Origin of the sequence: Rhodococcus sp. ACPA1 (assembly GCF_002300195.1) — a bacterium.
Lineage (GTDB): Bacteria > Actinomycetota > Actinomycetes > Mycobacteriales > Mycobacteriaceae > Rhodococcus_F > Rhodococcus_F opacus.
Genome location: NZ_NSDX01000015.1, coordinates 92097 through 110765 on the forward strand (window position 1 = coordinate 92097; position 18669 = coordinate 110765).

An 18669-nucleotide genomic window follows, 5' to 3' on the forward strand; every position below is an offset into this window, starting at 1 on the left:
GTGGTCGAAGCTGTGCCGAGTGGTGACGTGACCACCGAGGGTCGCATTCCGGACGGTGCATTTCCGCTCTCCGCCGCTCAGCAGGGCATGTGGTTCGCCCAGCAACTCGATCCCGACGTACCCGTCAATATCGCGCAGTGCGTCGAACTGGTGGGTGCGCTCGACGTACCGCTGCTGTCGGAGTCGATGATCACCGCGGGCCGCGAGCTCGGCTCCGCATTCCTCCGACTCGTCGAGGTCGACGGAGTTCCCTACCAGCTGGTCGATCCGACCCTGGAAGCATCGGTCCGGTTCGTCGACCTGCAGCACGAGCCTGATCCACGGGCCGCGGCGAAGGAGTGGATGCGGCAGGAGTACACCGCCCCGCTCGACGTGTGCCGCGATCGGCTCACTACCTCGGCGCTTCTGTGCATCGGGCCGGATCGCCACTACTGGTACAGCCGGGTCCATCACGTCGCGCTCGACGGCATGGGATCGGTGACGCTCGTCGACCGGACCGCGGAGCTGTACACCGCAGCCGTCGAGGGTCGCGCCCCCGGGCCGTCCAAGGCCGCCGAACTCACCGACGTCGCCCGGGTCGACGACGACTACCGGACGTCGGCGCGCTACCGGGCCGACCGGGAGTACTGGTCCGCGCGGGTGTCCACCATCGGCGAACCGCACAGCCTCGTCGACCGGAGCGCCCCCGCGCGGGCGCGGAGCCGCACGACGGGCGGCCAGATCCCCGACGCCCTCGTCGACCACCTCGAGGCTGCGACGGACCGCCACGACTCGTCGACCGCGTTCGAGGTCATCGCCGCCTTCGCCGCGTACCTTTCCCGGATGACCGGACGCGAGGAGGTCGCGGTCAGCCTGCCCGTGACCGCCCGCACCACCGCGCTGCTCCGCCGCTCGGGCGGCATGGTGTCCAACGTCGTCCCGCTGCGACTGCACGTGCGCCCGGACATGACGAACACGGATCTGGTGGCAGCGGTCCGGCTGGAAGTCACCGCGGCGCTCCGGCATCAGCGGTACCCGCACATCGACATCCGACGCGACGCGGCCACCGAGCATCAGGGCTTCTACGGCCCACTGATCAACGTCATGTTGTTCCACAACGAGATCACCCTCGGCAGCATCGTCGGCCGACTCGAACTGCTGTCGACCGGACCCATCACCGACCTCGCAGTCAACGTATACCACGGGGTCGCCGGCACCAGCCTCAACCTGGACCTCGAGGCCAACCCCGACCTGTACTCCGAAGACACCCTCGCCGAGCATCACGCTCGGTTCACCAGGTTCCTCGGCGCGTTCCTCATCTCCGACACAGAGGGACCACGACGGATCGGCGACCTCGACCTCCTCGACGAGGACGAACACCGCAGCCTGGTACCCGCCACCGGGCGCGCCGGATTCGCACCCGTCACTCTGCCCGACCTCCTCGCGGGTGCGGTCCGCAGCAACCCGGACGGCGATGCCCTCGTCGCACCCGGGCACGGGATCTCCGCCGACACCCTGAGCTACCGCGCCCTGGACGCAGAATCGAACCGCCTGGCGCGACTGCTCGCCGCCATGCAGGTCGGCCCGGAGGTCATGGTGGCGTTGGCGTTGCCGCGGTCGCGGGAGTCCGTCGCCGCAACCTGGGCGGTGGCGAAGGCGGGGGCGGCGTTCGTTCCGGTGGATCCGGGTTATCCGGCTGACCGCATCGCGTTCATGCTGGGGGATTGTGGTGCGCCGATCGGTATCACTACCGCCGCGTTGCGGGAGGGTTTGCCGGAGTGCACGCAGTGGATCGTCCTCGACGACGACGCAGTGGTCGAGGGTCTGGCCTCGTACTCCCCGGAACCCCTGGATGATTCGGACCGCACGGGTGTGTTGTCGGTGGATCATCCGGCGTATGTGATTTATACGTCGGGGTCGACGGGTCGGCCGAAGGGTGTGGCGGTCACGCATCGGGGTGTGGTGAATCTGGCGGCGGATGAGCGGGACCGTCTGGTGGTGTCGTCGGGTTCGCGGGTGCTGCATTTCGCGTCGCCGAGCTTCGATGCGTCGGTGTTCGAGTTGGTGATGGCGGTGTGTGCGGGGGCGACGCTGGTGGTGGCGCCGACCAGTATTTTCGGTGGTTCGGAGTTGGCGGAGTTTGTTGCCGAACACGAGGTGTCGCATGCGTTCTGCACGCCGGCGGCGTTGGCGTCGCTCGATCACCGCGGTCTGGACCATCTGAAGACGGTGGTGGTGGCGGGTGATGTGTGTCCGCCGGAGTTGGTGTCGCGGTGGGCGCCGGGCCGGGTGATGGTCAATGCGTATGGTCCGAGTGAGACGACGATCATGTCGTCGGCGACCGGTCCGTTGGTGCCCGGGCAGCCGGTGAGCGTCGGGTCGCCGACGGTGGGTGTGGACCTGGTGGTGCTGGATCAGCGGTTGCGTCCGGTTCCGGTCGGGGTGCGGGGGGAGCTGTATGTCCTGGGTTCCAGTTTGGCTCGCGGGTATGTGCATCGGGCCGGGTTGACGGCGGGGCGGTTCGTGGCGTGTCCGTTCGGGTCGGGTGGGCGGATGTATCGCACGGGTGATGTGGTGCGGTGGGTGACGGCTCCGGACGGGCCTCCGGTTCTGGAGTTTTTGGGGCGTAGTGATTTTCAGGTGAAGATTCGGGGGTTCCGGATCGAGTTGGGTGAGATCGATGCGGCGTTGGCGGCGCATCCGGTGGTGGAGTTCGCTCACACGGTCGGCTATGGGGACGGGGGTGGGAGCAGTCGTCTGGTGTCGTATGTGTTGCCGGCGCCGGCAACCGACGTCGACACCCGGGTGTTGTCGGAGTTCGTGGGGGAGCGGTTGCCGGGGTACATGGTGCCGTCGGCGATCGTGGTGTTGGATTCGTTGCCGCTGACTCCGGCGGGGAAGCTGGACCGCAACGCCCTGCCCGCACCGGTATTCGCCGCACGCTCGGCCGACATCGTGCGCCCGAGAACGGTCACGGAGGAGATCCTCCTCGGGATCTTCCGCGACGTCCTCGGCCTACCCGAACTGGGCGTCGACACCAGCTTCTTCGAACTCGGCGGCAACTCCCTGATGGCCACCCAGGTCGTGTCCCGCGTGAACGCCGCCCTCAGTGTGCGGATCGGGGTCCGGGACCTGTTCCAGTCGCCGTCGGTGTCGCAGCTAGCGGTCGCGGTGGCGAACACGAGCCCACAATCCGACCCGCGTCCGGTGCTCGAAGCACGGGACCGCCCCGCCTGCGTGCCCCTCTCCGTTGCGCAGCAACGGATGTGGTTCCTCAACCAGTTCGACACGACCTCGGCCGCCTACAACCTGCCGATCGCCCTGCGGCTCACCGGAGATCTCGACCGGGAAGCCCTGCGAGCGGCGCTCGGCGATGTCCAGGAACGGCACGAAGCGCTGCGCACCGTCTACCCCGACACCCCTGACGGACCCCACCAGCTGATCCTGCCCGCCGCGAGCGTGCTGGCCGACACGGCTCCGATCGATGTCGACGCCGAGTCGCTCACCGCCACGGTGACGGCACTCGGCGGTGCCGGATTCGACCTCAGCGCCGACATACCGCTGCGCGCCGGACTGTTCCGGGAGGCGCCCGACCGGCACGTTCTCGTCCTCGTGGTTCATCACATCGCCGCCGACGGCTGGTCGATGACACCGCTGGCCGCCGACGTGATGGTCGCGTACGCGGCGCGCGCCGCCGGTCACGCACCCACCTGGGCGCCGCTCCCGGTGCAGTACGCCGACTACAGCCTCTGGCAGCGGGACCTACTGGGTTCGGAGGACGACCCGAACAGCCTGTCCGCCAGGCAGATCGCCCACTGGCAGGCGGCGATCGCCGGTCTGCCGCAGCTGATCGAGCTGCCCACCGACCGGACACGGCCCGCCGAGATGTCCCACCGGGGCGGGCGTGTCGAGTTCACGATCCCGGCCGACGTGCACGGGCGTCTCGTCGATCTCGCACAGAGCACCGGCACGACGCCGTTCATGGTGACGCACGCCGCGCTGGCGGTGCTGCTCCGCCGTCTCGGCGCCGGATCGGACATCGTGATCGGGACCCCCGTCGCGGGACGCGGCGAGGAGGCGCTCGACCACCTCGTCGGCATGTTCGTCAACACCCTCGTGCTCCGCACCACCGTCGACCCCGGCGACACGTTCGGTGACGTACTCGCCCGCACCCGCGACGCCGACCTCGCCGCGTTCCAGCACGGCGACGTCCCGTTCGAGCGCCTCGTGGAGGTGCTCGGCCCCGCCCGGTCGTCGGCACACCACCCGCTGTTCCAGGTGATGCTTACCTTCCAAAACACGGCGAACACCCGGGTGGAACTCGACGGACTCGAGGTCGAGGCCGCCGAGATCGACGTCCACGTGGCGAAGTTCGACCTTCAACTCACCGTCGTCGAGCAGTTCGACTCCGCCGGCGCCCCCGCCGGGCTGGCCGTGCAACTGTCCTATGCGACAGACCTGTTCGACGAGGACACCGCCGTGTCGATCGGAGAACGGTTCGGCCGGCTCCTCGACGTGGTCGTCGACAACCCACCGATCGTGGTCGGCGATATCGACCTGCTCGACGCGGACGAGCGGTCCGCCCTCACGGCGGCCAACGCAACGCACCACCCCGTGCCGGCGGACACCCTGGTGTCGTTGTTCGCTGCCCAGGCCGCCGCCACTCCCGACGCCGTTGCGCTGGTATTCGAGGACCGGTGGCTGACCTACGCCGAATTCGACCAGCGCACCGACCGCCTCGCCCGCTACCTGATCAGAAGCGGTGTGGGACCGGAGTCCGTCGTCGCGGTCGGGATGCGGCGATCGATCGATCTGCTCGTCGCCATCTACGCGATCGTGAAGGCGGGAGCCGCGTACCTGCCGATCGATCCCGATCACCCCGCCGAGCGCACGGCATACGCGCTCGACACCGCCCAGCCGGTGTGCGTGCTGACGCGCGCCGCCGACGACACCACCTTCACCACCGCGGCACCGGTGGTGAACATCGACACCCTCGACCTCCCCGACGAGGACTCGGCACCGATCTCCACCGCGCTCACCACCGACAACACGGCGTACGTGATCTTCACGTCCGGGTCGACGGGCCGGCCGAAGGGGGTCGCCGTCACCCATGGTGCGATCGTGAACCGCCTGCTGTGGATGCAGCACGAATACACCCTGACCAGCGCGGACGTCGTCCTGCAGAAGACTCCGGTGACGTTCGACGTGTCGGTGTGGGAGCTGTTCTGGCCGCTGCAGGTCGGTGCCACGCTGGTGATCGCCGCACCGGACGGACACCGCGATCCGCGGTACCTGACAGGGCTGATACAGGAACGTCACGTGACGACCACCCACTTCGTGCCGTCGATGTTGTCGGTGTTCACTGCCGAACCTGCTGCGGTGGTGTGTGATTCGTTGCGGTTGGTGTTCTGTTCGGGGGAGGCGTTGACGCCGGAGCAGGTGTTGCGGTTCCGGGCGGTCAGTGGTGCCGATCTGCACAATTTGTATGGTCCGACGGAGGCCGCGGTCGATGTCACGTTCTGGGAGACCGGTGCGGCGGATGTCCATTCGGTGCCGATCGGGCGTCCGGTGTGGAACACGCAGTTGCATGTGCTCGATTCGCGGTTGCATCCGGTGCCGTGCGGGGTGGCGGGGGAGTTGTATCTGGCGGGGGATCAGCTGGCGCGGGGGTATCTGGATCGTCCGGATCTGTCGGCGGATCGGTTCGTGGCGAACCCGTATGTGGTTGGTGGGCGGATGTATCGGACGGGGGATCTGGTGCGTCGCCGCCGTGATGGGGTTGTGGAGTATGTGGGGCGTACCGATTTCCAGGTGAAGTTGCGGGGGCAGCGGATCGAGTTGGGGGAGGTCGAGACGGCGCTGGAGACGCATCCGGATGTGATGCAGGCGGTCGTGGTGGTGCACCGCGACGACCGCGGTGAAGAGGCCCTCGTCGCGTACACGGTCGGTGCCGTGAACGTCGCGGCGACCGATCTCCGCGACCACCTTGCCCGGGTTCTCCCCTCGTACATGATCCCGGCGCACGTCGTGCACCTGGACACCCTGCCGCTGTCGGTGAACGGCAAACTCGACCGCAAGGCCCTGCCCGCACCGGACCTCGACACGGTGACCACCGAATACGTGGCACCGCGGACGCCCGCCGAGCTGATCGTGGCCGGTGTGTTCGCCGAGATCCTGGGGGTCGAGCGGGCCGGTGTCCACGACCACTTCTTCGACCTCGGCGGCAACTCGCTCGTCGCCACCCGACTGGTGTCGCGACTGCGCACGGCGCTCGGCGTCCCCGTGTCGCTGCGCGATGTCTTCGATGCGCCGACCGTCGGCGGGCTCGCACAACGGTACGAGGGCGTCGACCGCGACACGCACACCTCGAGTCCCGCCCTGGCCCCGCAGGTGCGACCCGAGCGGGTGCCGTTGTCGCCCGCCCAGCAGCGGGTGTGGTTCCTCAACCAGTTCGATACCGCAAGCCCCGTCTACAACCTGCCTCTCGCCGTGCGCTTCTCGGGCGACCTGGACGTCACGGCACTGAGTCGCGCGCTCCGTGACGTGCTGAACCGGCACGAATCGCTGCGCACCGTGTTCCCGGGCTCGGACACGGGACCCTGGCAGCGCATCCTCGACGCCCACGACGTCGACCTCGGCCTCACTGTCGTCGAGGCCCGGGAGGCCGACCTCGACAACTCGATCCGGACGTTCGCCCTCACCGGCTTCGACGTCAGTACCGAGATTCCCGTGCGCGCACAACTGCTGCGCGTTCGGGACGACGAACACGTGCTGACCCTGGTGGTGCACCACATCGCCGCCGACGGATGGTCTTTCGCGCCGCTGTCCCGCGACCTGATGCTCGCGTACGCCGCGCACAGCGGCGGCCACGACCTACAGTGGACGCCGCTGCCGGTGCAGTACGCCGACTACACACTCTGGCAACGAGAACTCCTCGGGGAGGAGGACGACCCGAACTCCCGGGCCGCCCGCCAACTCTGCTACTGGGGCACCGCGCTGGCCGGGCTGCCGGACAGCATCGACCTGCCCACCGACCGACCGCGACCCGCCGTCGCGTCGAAACACGGCGCGACCCTGTCGTGGGAGATCTCCGCGGAACTGCACCAACGCCTGCTGACCCTGGCCCGCACCCAGAACGCCACCCTGTTCATGGTCGCGCACTCCGCCCTGTCGGTGCTGCTCGGCCGGCTCAGCGCGACCACCGACATCGCGATCGGCACGCCTGTCGCCGGCCGCGGCGACCGCGACCTCGACGACCTGGTCGGGATGTTCGTCAACACCCTCGTGCTCCGCGCGCAGGTGGACCCGGCGTCGTCGTTTGCCGCGCTGCTGCAGCAGGTCCGAGACGCGGACCTCACCGCGTTCGCTCACGTGGATGTGCCGTTCGAACGTCTCGTGGAGCACCTGAACCCCACCCGCACGGCAGCCCACCACCCGCTGTTCCAGGTCGCGCTGTTCTTCCAGAACCACGCACCCGCACACCTCGAACTCCCCGGCCTGTCGGTGTCGAGCGAACCGGTCGTCCCCGACGTCGCCGCGTTCGACCTGCAACTCGTCCTCACCGACACCCACGGCGCCGACGGCAGGCCCGGCCCCATCGCCGCCGAATTCAATTACGCCACCGAACTGTTCGACGAGAGCACGGTCCGCTCGTTCGGTGCACAGTTCGTCCGGATCCTCGAGGCGGTCACCGCTGCACCGCAGACGCCGGTCGGCGATATCGCGATCGCCGACCCGACTGCGCGCCTCCGGGAGCTGGCCGGGTGGAACGCCACGGACCACGAGGTTCCCGTCGCCACCCTGCCGGACCTGTTCGATGCGCAGGCGGCGCGCACACCCGGCGCGACGGCCCTGGTCTTCGACAGCGCTTCCCTGACCTACGCCGAGCTCGACGAGCGGGCGAACCGACTCGCCCGGTATCTCGTCTCGTGCGGTGTGGGGCCCGAATCGCGGGTCGCGCTGGCGATGCGGCGCTCGCTGGACCTGGTGGTGGGGATGTACGCCGTCGTCAAGGCGGGCGGCGCGTACGTGCCCGTCGACCCCGATCACCCCGCCGACCGCATCGGGTACGTGCTGCAGTCCGCCGGGCCGGTTCGCGTCCTGACCACTACCGCGGATCAGCCCGCACTTCCGTCCGGCGTCGACGTGGTCACCATCGACGACCTGGACCTGACCGACTTCCCCGGCGCGAGCGTCACCGACGCCGATCGGTTGCACCCCCTGCGCCCGTCCAATACCGCGTATGTGATGTACACGTCGGGGTCGACGGGTAAGCCGAAGGGTGTGGCGGTGCCGCATGCGGGCATCGTCAACCAGTTGCTGTGGATGCAGTCGGAGTACTCGCTCACCGGGCGGGATGTGTTGTTGCAGAAGACGGCGACGACGTTCGACGTGTCGGTGTGGGGGTTCTTCTGGCCGTTGCAGGTCGGCGCCACCATGGTGCTGGCCACTCCGGACGGCCATCGCGATCCGGCGTATCTTGCGCGCACGATCGACGGGCACGGGGTGACGGTGACCGATTTCGTGCCGTCGATGCTCGATGTCTTCATCGCCGCGGCCCCGGCAGCCTCCTGCGGCACCCTGCGGCACGTGTTCGTGATCGGTGAGGCGTTGCCGCCGGAGACGGTGGTGCGGTTCGGGGAAATGTCGACTGCCGGGTTGCACAATCTGTACGGGCCCACGGAGGCCGCGGTGTCGGTGACGTACTGGGAGACGTCCGACGCCGACGAGGCGACGGTGCCGATCGGTGTGCCGGAGTGGAACACCCAGGCGTACGTGCTGGATTCGCGGTTGCATCCGGTTCCGGTGGGGGTGCCGGGGGAGCTCTATCTGGGTGGTATCCAGTTGGCGCGGGGGTATCTGGGCCGGGTGGATTTGACGTCGGATCGGTTCGTGGCGAATCCGTTCGGTGGTGCCGGGTTGCGGATGTATCGGACGGGCGATCTGGTGCGGCGCCGGAGGGACGGGGTGCTCGAGTACATCGGGCGTACCGATTTCCAGGTGAAGTTCCGTGGTCAGCGGATCGAGTTGGGTGAGATCGAGGCGGTGTTGCGGTCGCATCCGGATGTGACCGGTGCTGCGGCCCTTGTCTACTCGGATGCCTCGACGGGTGATCATCTCGTGGCGTATGTGGTTCCCGCGTCCGGTCGCACTGTCGACGCCGCGGACCTGCGCCGGCACGCAGCGGGTGCGCTTCCGGCGTACATGCTGCCGTCGGCCGTGGTGCTGCTCGACGAGTTCCCGCTGAACACGAGCGGGAAACTGGACCGCAAGGCCCTCCCCGCACCGGAGTTCTCCTCGGCTGCGGGTGAATACATCGCACCGTCCACGAGCGTCGAGCACTCCGTCGCCGCGGTGTTCGGCACGGTGCTCGGACTCGACCGGGTGAGCGTCCACGACAGTTTCTTCGACCTCGGCGGCAATTCGCTGATCGCCACCCAGCTGGTGTCCCGGATCCGCAGCGAACTCGACGTGCCGCTCGCGGTGCGGGACCTGTTCGAGTCGCCGACTGTCGCGGAACTCGCGGACCGACTGTTGCAGTCGGACAGTGCGGACACTCGACCGGCACTGACCCGGCGGGAGCGGCCGGAACAGATTCCGTTGTCGCCGGCCCAGCAGCGCATGTGGTTCCTCAACCAGTTCGACCCGTCGTCTCCGGCCTACAACCTGCCGTTCGCGGTGCGGTTCACCGGGGCACTCGACCGGGCGGCACTCGAGGCGGCCATCGCAGACCTGATCGAACGCCACGAAACACTGCGCACGGTGTTCCCGGATTCGGCGACCGGTCCGCACCAGGTCGTGCGCGACACCGCCGACGCACCAGTGAATCTGTCGGTCGCCGCCGTCTGTGAGGACGAACTGGAGACCGTCCTCGGACGATTCTTCACCACCGGTTTCGACGTCACGACCGACCTGCCCGTCCGCGTCACGCTGATCCGGGTGGGCGCCGACGATCACGTGCTGGCACTTGTGGTGCACCACATTTCCGGCGATGGCTGGTCAATGGCACCGATGGTGCGCGACGTGATGATCGCGTACGCGGCCCGCACACGGGGAGAGCGCCCCACCTGGACGGCGCTTCCCGTGCAGTACGCCGATTACGCCCTCTGGCAACGTGACCTGCTCGGCGAGGAATCCGACCCGGATTCGCTCGCGGCCCGGCAACTCGACTTCTGGACGAACACCCTCGCCGGAGTTCCCGAGGAGCTGGGTCTCCCGACGGACCGGCCGCGACCCGCGGAGCAGTCGTACCGCGGTCGGCACGTCGACTTCGCCGTCGACGCGTCGACGCACCGCGCGTTGGCTGCGCTCGCACAGTCCCGGCGGGCCACGCTGTTCATCGCCGTGCACACGGCGCTCGCCGTCCTGCTCGGGCGTCTCAGCGCCTCCTCGGACGTCACCATCGGCACCCCCGTCGCGGGCCGCGGCGAACGCGAACTCGACGATCTGATCGGCATGTTCGTCAACACGGTGACCCTGCGGACCCCCGTCGATCCGGGTTCGGCGTTCACCGACCTGCTCGACCATGTCCGGGACGTGGATCTCGCGGCGTTCTCCCACGCCGACGTCCCGTTCGAACGGGTGGTGGAGGTCCTCAGCCCCACCCGGCACGTTGCCCGCCACCCGTTGTTCCAGGTGATGCTCACCTTCCAGAACCTCGAGCAGACCACACTCGAACTCGACGGACTCACACTGCGCGGACTCGACACCGACATCGACGTCGCGAAATTCGATCTGCACTTCACCCTCGTCGAGCGGTTCGATGCCGACGGCGATCCCGAGGGGATCACCGCGCAACTGACCTACGCCTCGGACCTGTTCGACGAGGCCACCGCTGCCGCCATCGCCGCCCGATTCACCGCGATCCTCGACGCCGTCACCACGGACTCGGGCACGCGTGTCGGCGACATCGAATTGCTCGACGCCGACGAGAGCGCCGCACTGACGCTCTGGAACTCGACCGACCACACCGTTCCTGTCGCCACCCTGCCGGACCTGTTCGATGCGCAGGTGGCGCGGACTCCGGGTGCGACGGCGGTGGTGTTCGAGGACGCTGCGCTCACGTATGCGGAGTTCGATGCTCGGGTGAACCGGTTGGCGCGGTATCTGGTCGCGTGCGGTGTGGGGCCGGAGTCGCGGGTGGTGCTGGCGATGCGGCGTTCGCTGGACCTGGTGGTGGGGATGTATGCGGTGGTGAAGGCCGGTGGTGCGTATGTGCCGGTGGATCCGGATCATCCGGTCGATCGCATCGGGTACGTGCTCGATTCGGCGCAGCCGGTGTGTGTTCTGAGCACGTCCGCCGATCGCGGTGATCTTCCCGTCATGTTCCCGGTGATCGAAGTCGACGCGCTGGACCTGTCGGAATTCGGGTCGCACCCGATCACCGACGCCGATCGGTTGCACCCCCTGCGCCCGTCCAATACCGCGTATGTGATGTACACGTCGGGGTCGACGGGTAAGCCGAAGGGTGTGGCGGTGCCGCATGCGGGCATCGTCAACCAGTTGCTGTGGATGCAGTCGGAGTACTCGCTCACCGGGCGGGATGTGTTGTTGCAGAAGACGGCGACGACGTTCGACGTGTCGGTGTGGGGGTTCTTCTGTCCGTTGCAGGTCGGCGCCACCATGGTGCTGGCCACTCCGGACGGCCATCGCGATCCGGCGTATCTTGCGCGCACGATCGACGGGCACGGGGTGACGGTGACCGATTTCGTGCCGTCGATGCTCGATGTCTTCATCGCCGCGGCCCCGGCAGCCTCCTGCGGCACCCTGCGGCACGTGTTCGTGATCGGTGAGGCGTTGCCGCCGGAGACGGTGGTGCGGTTCGGGGAAATGTCGACTGCCGGGTTGCACAATCTGTACGGGCCCACGGAGGCCGCGGTGTCGGTGACGTACTGGGAGACGTCCGACGCCGACGAGGCGACGGTGCCGATCGGTGTGCCGGAGTGGAACACCCAGGCGTACGTGCTGGATTCGCGGTTGCATCCGGTTCCGGTGGGGGTGCCGGGGGAGCTCTATCTGGGTGGTATCCAGTTGGCGCGGGGGTATCTGGGCCGGGTGGATTTGACGTCGGATCGGTTCGTGGCGAATCCGTTCGGTGGTGCCGGGTTGCGGATGTATCGGACGGGCGATCTGGTGCGGCGCCGGAGGGACGGGGTGCTCGAGTACATCGGGCGTACCGATTTCCAGGTGAAGTTCCGTGGTCAGCGGATCGAGTTGGGTGAGATCGAGGCGGTGTTGCGGTCGCATCCGGATGTGACCGGTGCTGCGGCCCTTGTCTACTCGGATGCCTCGACGGGTGATCATCTCGTGGCGTATGTGGTTCCCGCGTCCGGTCGCACTGTCGACGCCGCGGACCTGCGCCGGCACGCAGCGGGTGCGCTTCCGGCGTACATGCTGCCGTCGGCCGTGGTGCTGCTCGACGAGTTCCCGCTGAACACGAGCGGGAAACTGGACCGCAAGGCCCTCCCCGCCCCCGAATTCGTCTCGAACGCAACCGAATACGTGGCACCCCGCAACGACGTCGAGCAGACGGTCGCGGACGTGTTCGCCGACGTCCTCGACGCCGGCCGGATCGGTGTGCACGACAGCTTCTTCGACCTCGGCGGCAATTCGCTGTCCGTCACCCGGGTGACCGCGCGCATCACCGAGGCGACCGGAACCCGGCTGTCGGTTCGTGACGTGTTCGATGCGCCCACCGTGGCCGCACTGGCGTTGCGCATCGACGCCACCACGAGTGCGGTGCGCCCGGCCCTGACTGCAGTGACCCGGCCCGCCCGCATCCCGCTGTCGCTCGCGCAGCAGCGCATGTGGTTCCTCAACCAGTTCGACGCCGACTCCCCGGCCTACAACCTGCCGTTCGCGGTGCGGCTGTCCGGCGCGATCGACACCGCGGCGTTGGCGGCGGCGTTCGACGACGTCGTCGAACGCCACGAGTCGCTGCGCACGGTGTTCCCGGACGGCGAGGGTGGCCCCGAGCAGATCGTGCTGCTTGCCCCCGACGTCTCCGTGACGCTGCGGCCGGTCGACGTCACCGAGACCGACCTCCCCAGCCGAATAGTGGCGTTCGCGTCCCGCGGATTCGACGTCACCGCGGAGATACCGGTACGGGCCACGCTGTTCCGCACGGCTCCCACCGAGCACGTTCTGGCGATCTCGCTGCACCACATCGCGGCCGACGGCTGGTCGTTCGGACCGCTCGGCCGCGACGTCATGGTTGCCTACGCGGCCCGCGCCGACGGTCATGCGCCGCAATGGGCGCCGCTCGAGGTCCAGTATGCCGATTTCAGCGTGTGGCAGCGGGACGTTCTCGGCAGCGAGGACGACGCCGAATCCGTCATGACCACCCAACTCGGATACTGGACGCACACACTCGCAGGCGCGCCCGACGAACTGCGCCTGCCGTTCGACCGGCCGCGTCCGGCTCAGCCGACGTTCGCCGGGCGATCGGTGGGCTTCAGCATCGATCCCGAAACCCACCGCGGCATCCAGCGACTGGCCCGGGAACACGGGGCCACCACGTTCATGGTGGCCCACGCCGCGTTCGCGCTGCTCCTGGGACGTCTGTCGGCCACCGACGACGTCGCGATCGGCACACCGATCGCCGGACGCGGCGAACGCGCTCTCGACGACCTGGTCGGCATGTTCGTCAACACCCTCGTCCTGCGCACAGCCGTTCGCAACGAAGACAGCTTCGCCGAGTTGCTGCACACGGTGCGCGACACCGACCTCGCGGCGTTCGCCCACGCGGACGTCCCGTTCGAGCGGCTGGTCGACGTGCTCGCCCCGACGCGCACCCCGGCGCATCATCCGATCTACCAGGTTGCGCTGTCGATGAACCCGGTACAGGCGGACGCGTACGAACTGCCGGGATTGCGGATCGGCGTCGAGGACGTGGATCCGGGGGTCGCCAAGATCGACCTCCAGCTGACGTTGGGCGAGAATCTCGACGACACCGGTGCACCGTCCGGGATCCGTGCCGAATTCACCTACGCCACCGACCTGTTCGACGAGTCCAGCGTCCGCGACCTCGCGTGGCGACTGCAGCGGATTCTCGAGGCCGTGATCTCCGACCCGGGCACCGCCGTCGGTGATCTCGACCTACTCCACGACACCGAACGGGCAGCTCTCGTCCCGGCAACGGGCAGGCCCGGACTCGCACCCGTCACCGTGCCGGATCTGCTCGCCGGCGCCGTGCGCAGCAACCCGGACGGCGATGCCCTCGTCGCACCCGGGCACGGGATCTCCGCCGACACCCTGAGCTACCGCGCCCTGGACGCAGAATCGAACCGCCTGGCGCGACTGCTCGCCGCCATGCAGGTCGGCCCGGAGGTCATGGTGGCGTTGGCGTTGCCGCGGTCGCGGGAGTCCGTCGCCGCAACCTGGGCGGTGGCGAAGGCGGGGGCGGCGTTCGTTCCGGTGGATCCGGGTTATCCGGCTGACCGCATCGCGTTCATGCTGGGGGATTGTGGTGCGCCGATCGGTATCACTACCGCCGCGTTGCGGGAGGGTTTGCCGGAGTGCACGCAGTGGATCGTCCTCGACGACGACGCAGTGGTCGAGGGTCTGGCCTCGTACTCCCCGGAACCCCTGGATGATTCGGACCGCACGGGTGTGTTGTCGGTGGATCATCCGGCGTATGTGATTTATACGTCGGGGTCGACGGGTCGGCCGAAGGGTGTGGCGGTCACGCATCGGGGTGTGGTGAATCTGGCGGCGGATGAGCGGGACCGTCTGGTGGTGTCGTCGGGTTCGCGGGTGCTGCATTTCGCGTCGCCGAGCTTCGATGCGTCGGTGTTCGAGTTGGTGATGGCGGTGTGTGCGGGGGCGACGCTGGTGGTGGCGCCGACCAGTATTTTCGGTGGTTCGGAGTTGGCGGAGTTTGTTGCCGAACACGAGGTGTCGCATGCGTTCTGCACGCCGGCGGCGTTGGCGTCGCTCGATCACCGCGGTCTGGACCATCTGAAGACGGTGGTGGTGGCGGGTGATGTGTGTCCGCCGGAGTTGGTGTCGCGGTGGGCGCCGGGCCGGGTGATGGTCAATGCGTATGGTCCGAGTGAGACGACGATCATGTCGTCGGCGACCGGTCCGTTGGTGCCCGGGCAGCCGGTGAGCGTCGGGTCGCCGACGGTGGGTGTGGACCTGGTGGTGCTGGATCAGCGGTTGCGTCCGGTTCCGGTCGGGGTGCGGGGGGAGCTGTATGTCCTGGGTTCCAGTTTGGCTCGCGGGTATGTGCATCGGGCTGGGTTGACGGCGGGGCGGTTCGTGGCGTGTCCGTTCGGGTCGGGTGGGCGGATGTATCGCACGGGTGATGTGGTGCGGTGGGTGACGGCTCCGGACGGGCCTCCGGTTCTGGAGTTTTTGGGGCGTAGTGATTTTCAGGTGAAGATTCGGGGGTTCCGGATCGAGTTGGGTGAGATCGATGCGGCGTTGGCGGCGCATCCGGTGGTGGAGTTCGCTCACACGGTCGGCTATGGGGACGGGGGTGGGAGCAGTCGTCTGGTGTCGTATGTGTTGCCGGCGCCGGCAACCGACGTCGACACCCGTGCACTCGCCGAGTTCGTGGGGGAGCGGTTGCCGGGGTACATGGTGCCGTCGGCGATCGTGGTGTTGGATTCGTTGCCGCTGACTCCGGCGGGGAAGCTGGACCGCAACGCCCTGCCCGCACCCGTCTTCGCGCGCCGCAGTGAGTTCACGGCGCCGCAGACCCCGGCCCAGCAGGCGATCGCCGCCGTCTTCGCCGACGTGGTGGGCGAGTCGTCGATCGGGCTGGACGACAACTTCTTCGACCTCGGCGGCAACTCGCTGTCCGCCACCCAGGTCGTCTCCCGAGTCGGGTCGGCGCTGGGAACACGCATCTCCGTCCGCACCCTGTTCGACAACCCCACCGTCCGCGAACTCGCGATCGCCGCGCTGTCCGAGACGACGGTCGAGCGGCCCGCCCTCGTCGCCGGTGAGCGGCCCGCGACGATCCCGCTGTCGCCGGCACAGCAGCGGATGTGGTTCCTCAACCAGTTCGACACCACCTCGGCCGCGTACAACATCCCGCTCGCGCTGCGCATGTCCGGCCGGATCGATGTCGCGACCCTGCGTGCGGCGCTCGGCGACGTCCTCGAGCGGCACGAGGCGCTGCGCACCGTCTACCCGGCGACCGAGAACGGGGCGCATCAGGTGATCGTCCCGGTGGAGTCGATCCCCCTCGATCTGACGCCGTCACGCCTGTCCGGTGAAGACCTCACCGGTGCGATCCTGCGGCACGCGTCCGCCGGATTCGACGTCACCACCGACCTCCCGCTGCGGGTCCACCTGTTCCGCGAGAGCCGCTCGGAGCACATCCTGCTGTTCGTCGTCCACCACATCTCGGCGGACGGCTGGTCGTTCATCCCCCTCGCCTCCGATGTCATGACCTCCTACGCGGCACGGACCGCCGGTACCGCCCCGGCCTGGAACGCGTTGCCGGTGCAGTACGCGGACTACGCCGTGTGGCAGCGGACACTACTGGGCGACGAGCACGATCCGCAGTCGCTGGCCGCCGGCCAGATCGCCTACTGGAAGCGAACACTCGCGGGTCTGCCGGATCAGGTCGAACTACCCACCGACCGGCCCCGTCCGCCCGCTCCGTCGAACCGTGGCGGCACGGTACGGCTGGCCCTGGGCGGCGACAGCCACCTGCGTCTGCTGGACGTGGCGCGCACCCACCACGCCAGCCTGTTCATGGTCGTCCACACCGCACTCGCCGCGCTCCTGTCCCGGATCGGGGCAGGCCCGGACGTTGCCATCGGAACATCCGTCGCGGGCCGCGGGGAGCAATCCCTCGACGGACTCGTCGGCATGTTCGTCAACACCCTGGTGCTGCGCACCGACGTGCAACCGGAATCGACGGGCGCCGAACTGCTCGAGCAGGTCCGGCGCGTCGACCTCGAGGCGTTCTCCCACGTCGACGTGCCGTTCGAGCAGCTGGTCGACGCGATCAACCCGACCCGCTCCACCGCGTTCCACCCCCTGTTCCAGGTGGCGCTCGCACTGCAGAACCTGCAGACCCCCACACTCGAACTGCCGGGACTGGACGTATCCGCTCTCGAGATCGAATCGCCGATCGCCAAGTTCGACCTCAACTTCGTGCTCGGCGAACGCCACGACGAGGAAGGGAACCCGACCGGTCTCGATCTCGAACTCGGCTACGCCAAGGACCTTTTCGACGAGGACACCGCGCTGCGGATCGGTGAGTCGTTCCTCCGGGTCCTGACCGGACTGACCCGCGATCCCCGAACCACGGTCGGCGACCTCGACCTGCTCGGCGACGATGCCCGGCTGCGTCTGCTCGCACTGTCACACGGCGCGACACGGGACACGGCGCAGCCCACCCTCGCCGGTCTCCTCGACGAACAGGCACGGACGACACCGGACGCCCCCGCGGTGCTCTGGCGCGACGAGGCGCTGACGTACGCCGAGTTCGATGCGCGGGCAAACCGCCTCGCGCGCAACCTCATCGGCGACGGTGTCGGCCCCGACGTCGTCGTGGCGGTGGAGATCCCGCGTTCGCTCGACCTGCTCGTCGCCGTCCACGCCGTGGTGAAGGCAGGTGGCACCTACACCCCACTCGATCCCGGTCAACCCGAACAGCGCAACAGCGACATCGTCGAACAGTCCGGCGCATCCCTGGTGCTCACGAGCAGCGACCTGCTCCCACGGACCGGGACGACACGCTACGGGGTGCGGGCGGTCGTGCCCGCAGACCCGGACCCGGCAGAGTTCGGCGGGGAGCCGATCCGCGCCGACGAACGGATTGCACCGCTGCGCCCGGACAACACGGCGTACGTCCTCTTCACGTCCGGTTCCACGGGGCGGCCCAAGGGGGTCGCCGTCACGCACGCGGCGATCGCGGCGCAACTCGAGTGGCTGCGTGCGCAGTACGCGCTGAGCACCGCCGACACGATGCTGTTCAAGACACCGGTGACGTTCGACGTGTCGGTGTGGGAATGTTTCGCGCCGCTCGTCTCCGGCGCTCGGCTCGTCGTCGCCGAACCCGACGGGCACCGCGACCCCGAGTACCTCTCGGGCGTCCTCCGCGCACACGGCGTCACCATCGTGCACTTCGTGCCGGCGATGCTGGCGGCCCTGACGTCCGGCCCAGGCCTCGACGATCTGCCGGCGCTGCGACACGTGCTGGTCGGCGGCGAAGCCGTGTCGCCGGAGACGATCGACGACTTCCGGGCGTCCCATCCCGCGGAGATCGACAACACGTACGGGCCTACCGAGGCGGCGGTGACCACCACCTTCTTCGCGGCGCGGTCCGACAACTCCGACACCGTCCCGATCGGTCTGCCCGTCTGGAACACCCGCACCCTCGTCCTCGACGGCCGCCTGCATCCGGTTCCGGCCGGTGTCGCGGGAGAGCTGTACCTCGGTGGAGTCCAGCTCGCCCGCGGATACCTGGGCCGCCCCGACCTCACCGCCGAACGGTTCGTCGCCGACCCCTTCTCCACGTCGGGCGCGCGGCTGTACCGCACCGGCGACCTCGTCCGCTGGAACGCGGACGGCCGGCTCGAGTACCTCGGGCGCACCGACTTCCAGGTGAAGGTCCGCGGATTCCGCATCGAACTCGGCGAAATCGTGTCGGCACTGCTTCGGCACGAAGACGTGGACCAGGCGATCGTCGTCCCGCATTCGGACCCGCACACCGGCGATCACCTC

1 protein-coding gene (cut by a window edge) is annotated in these 18669 nt (G+C 68.5%); it reads left to right on the forward strand.

Annotation, left to right across the window (positions count from 1 at the left end; genetic code table 11):
- Window positions 1-18669, forward strand: partial view of a non-ribosomal peptide synthase/polyketide synthase gene (locus tag CJ177_RS45220; RefSeq protein WP_257015059.1) — the 5' portion only. The gene runs 10866 nt beyond the window's last position; 18669 of the gene's 29535 nt are visible here — the first part of the coding sequence; the start codon lies at window positions 1-3; its stop codon lies beyond the right edge, outside the window.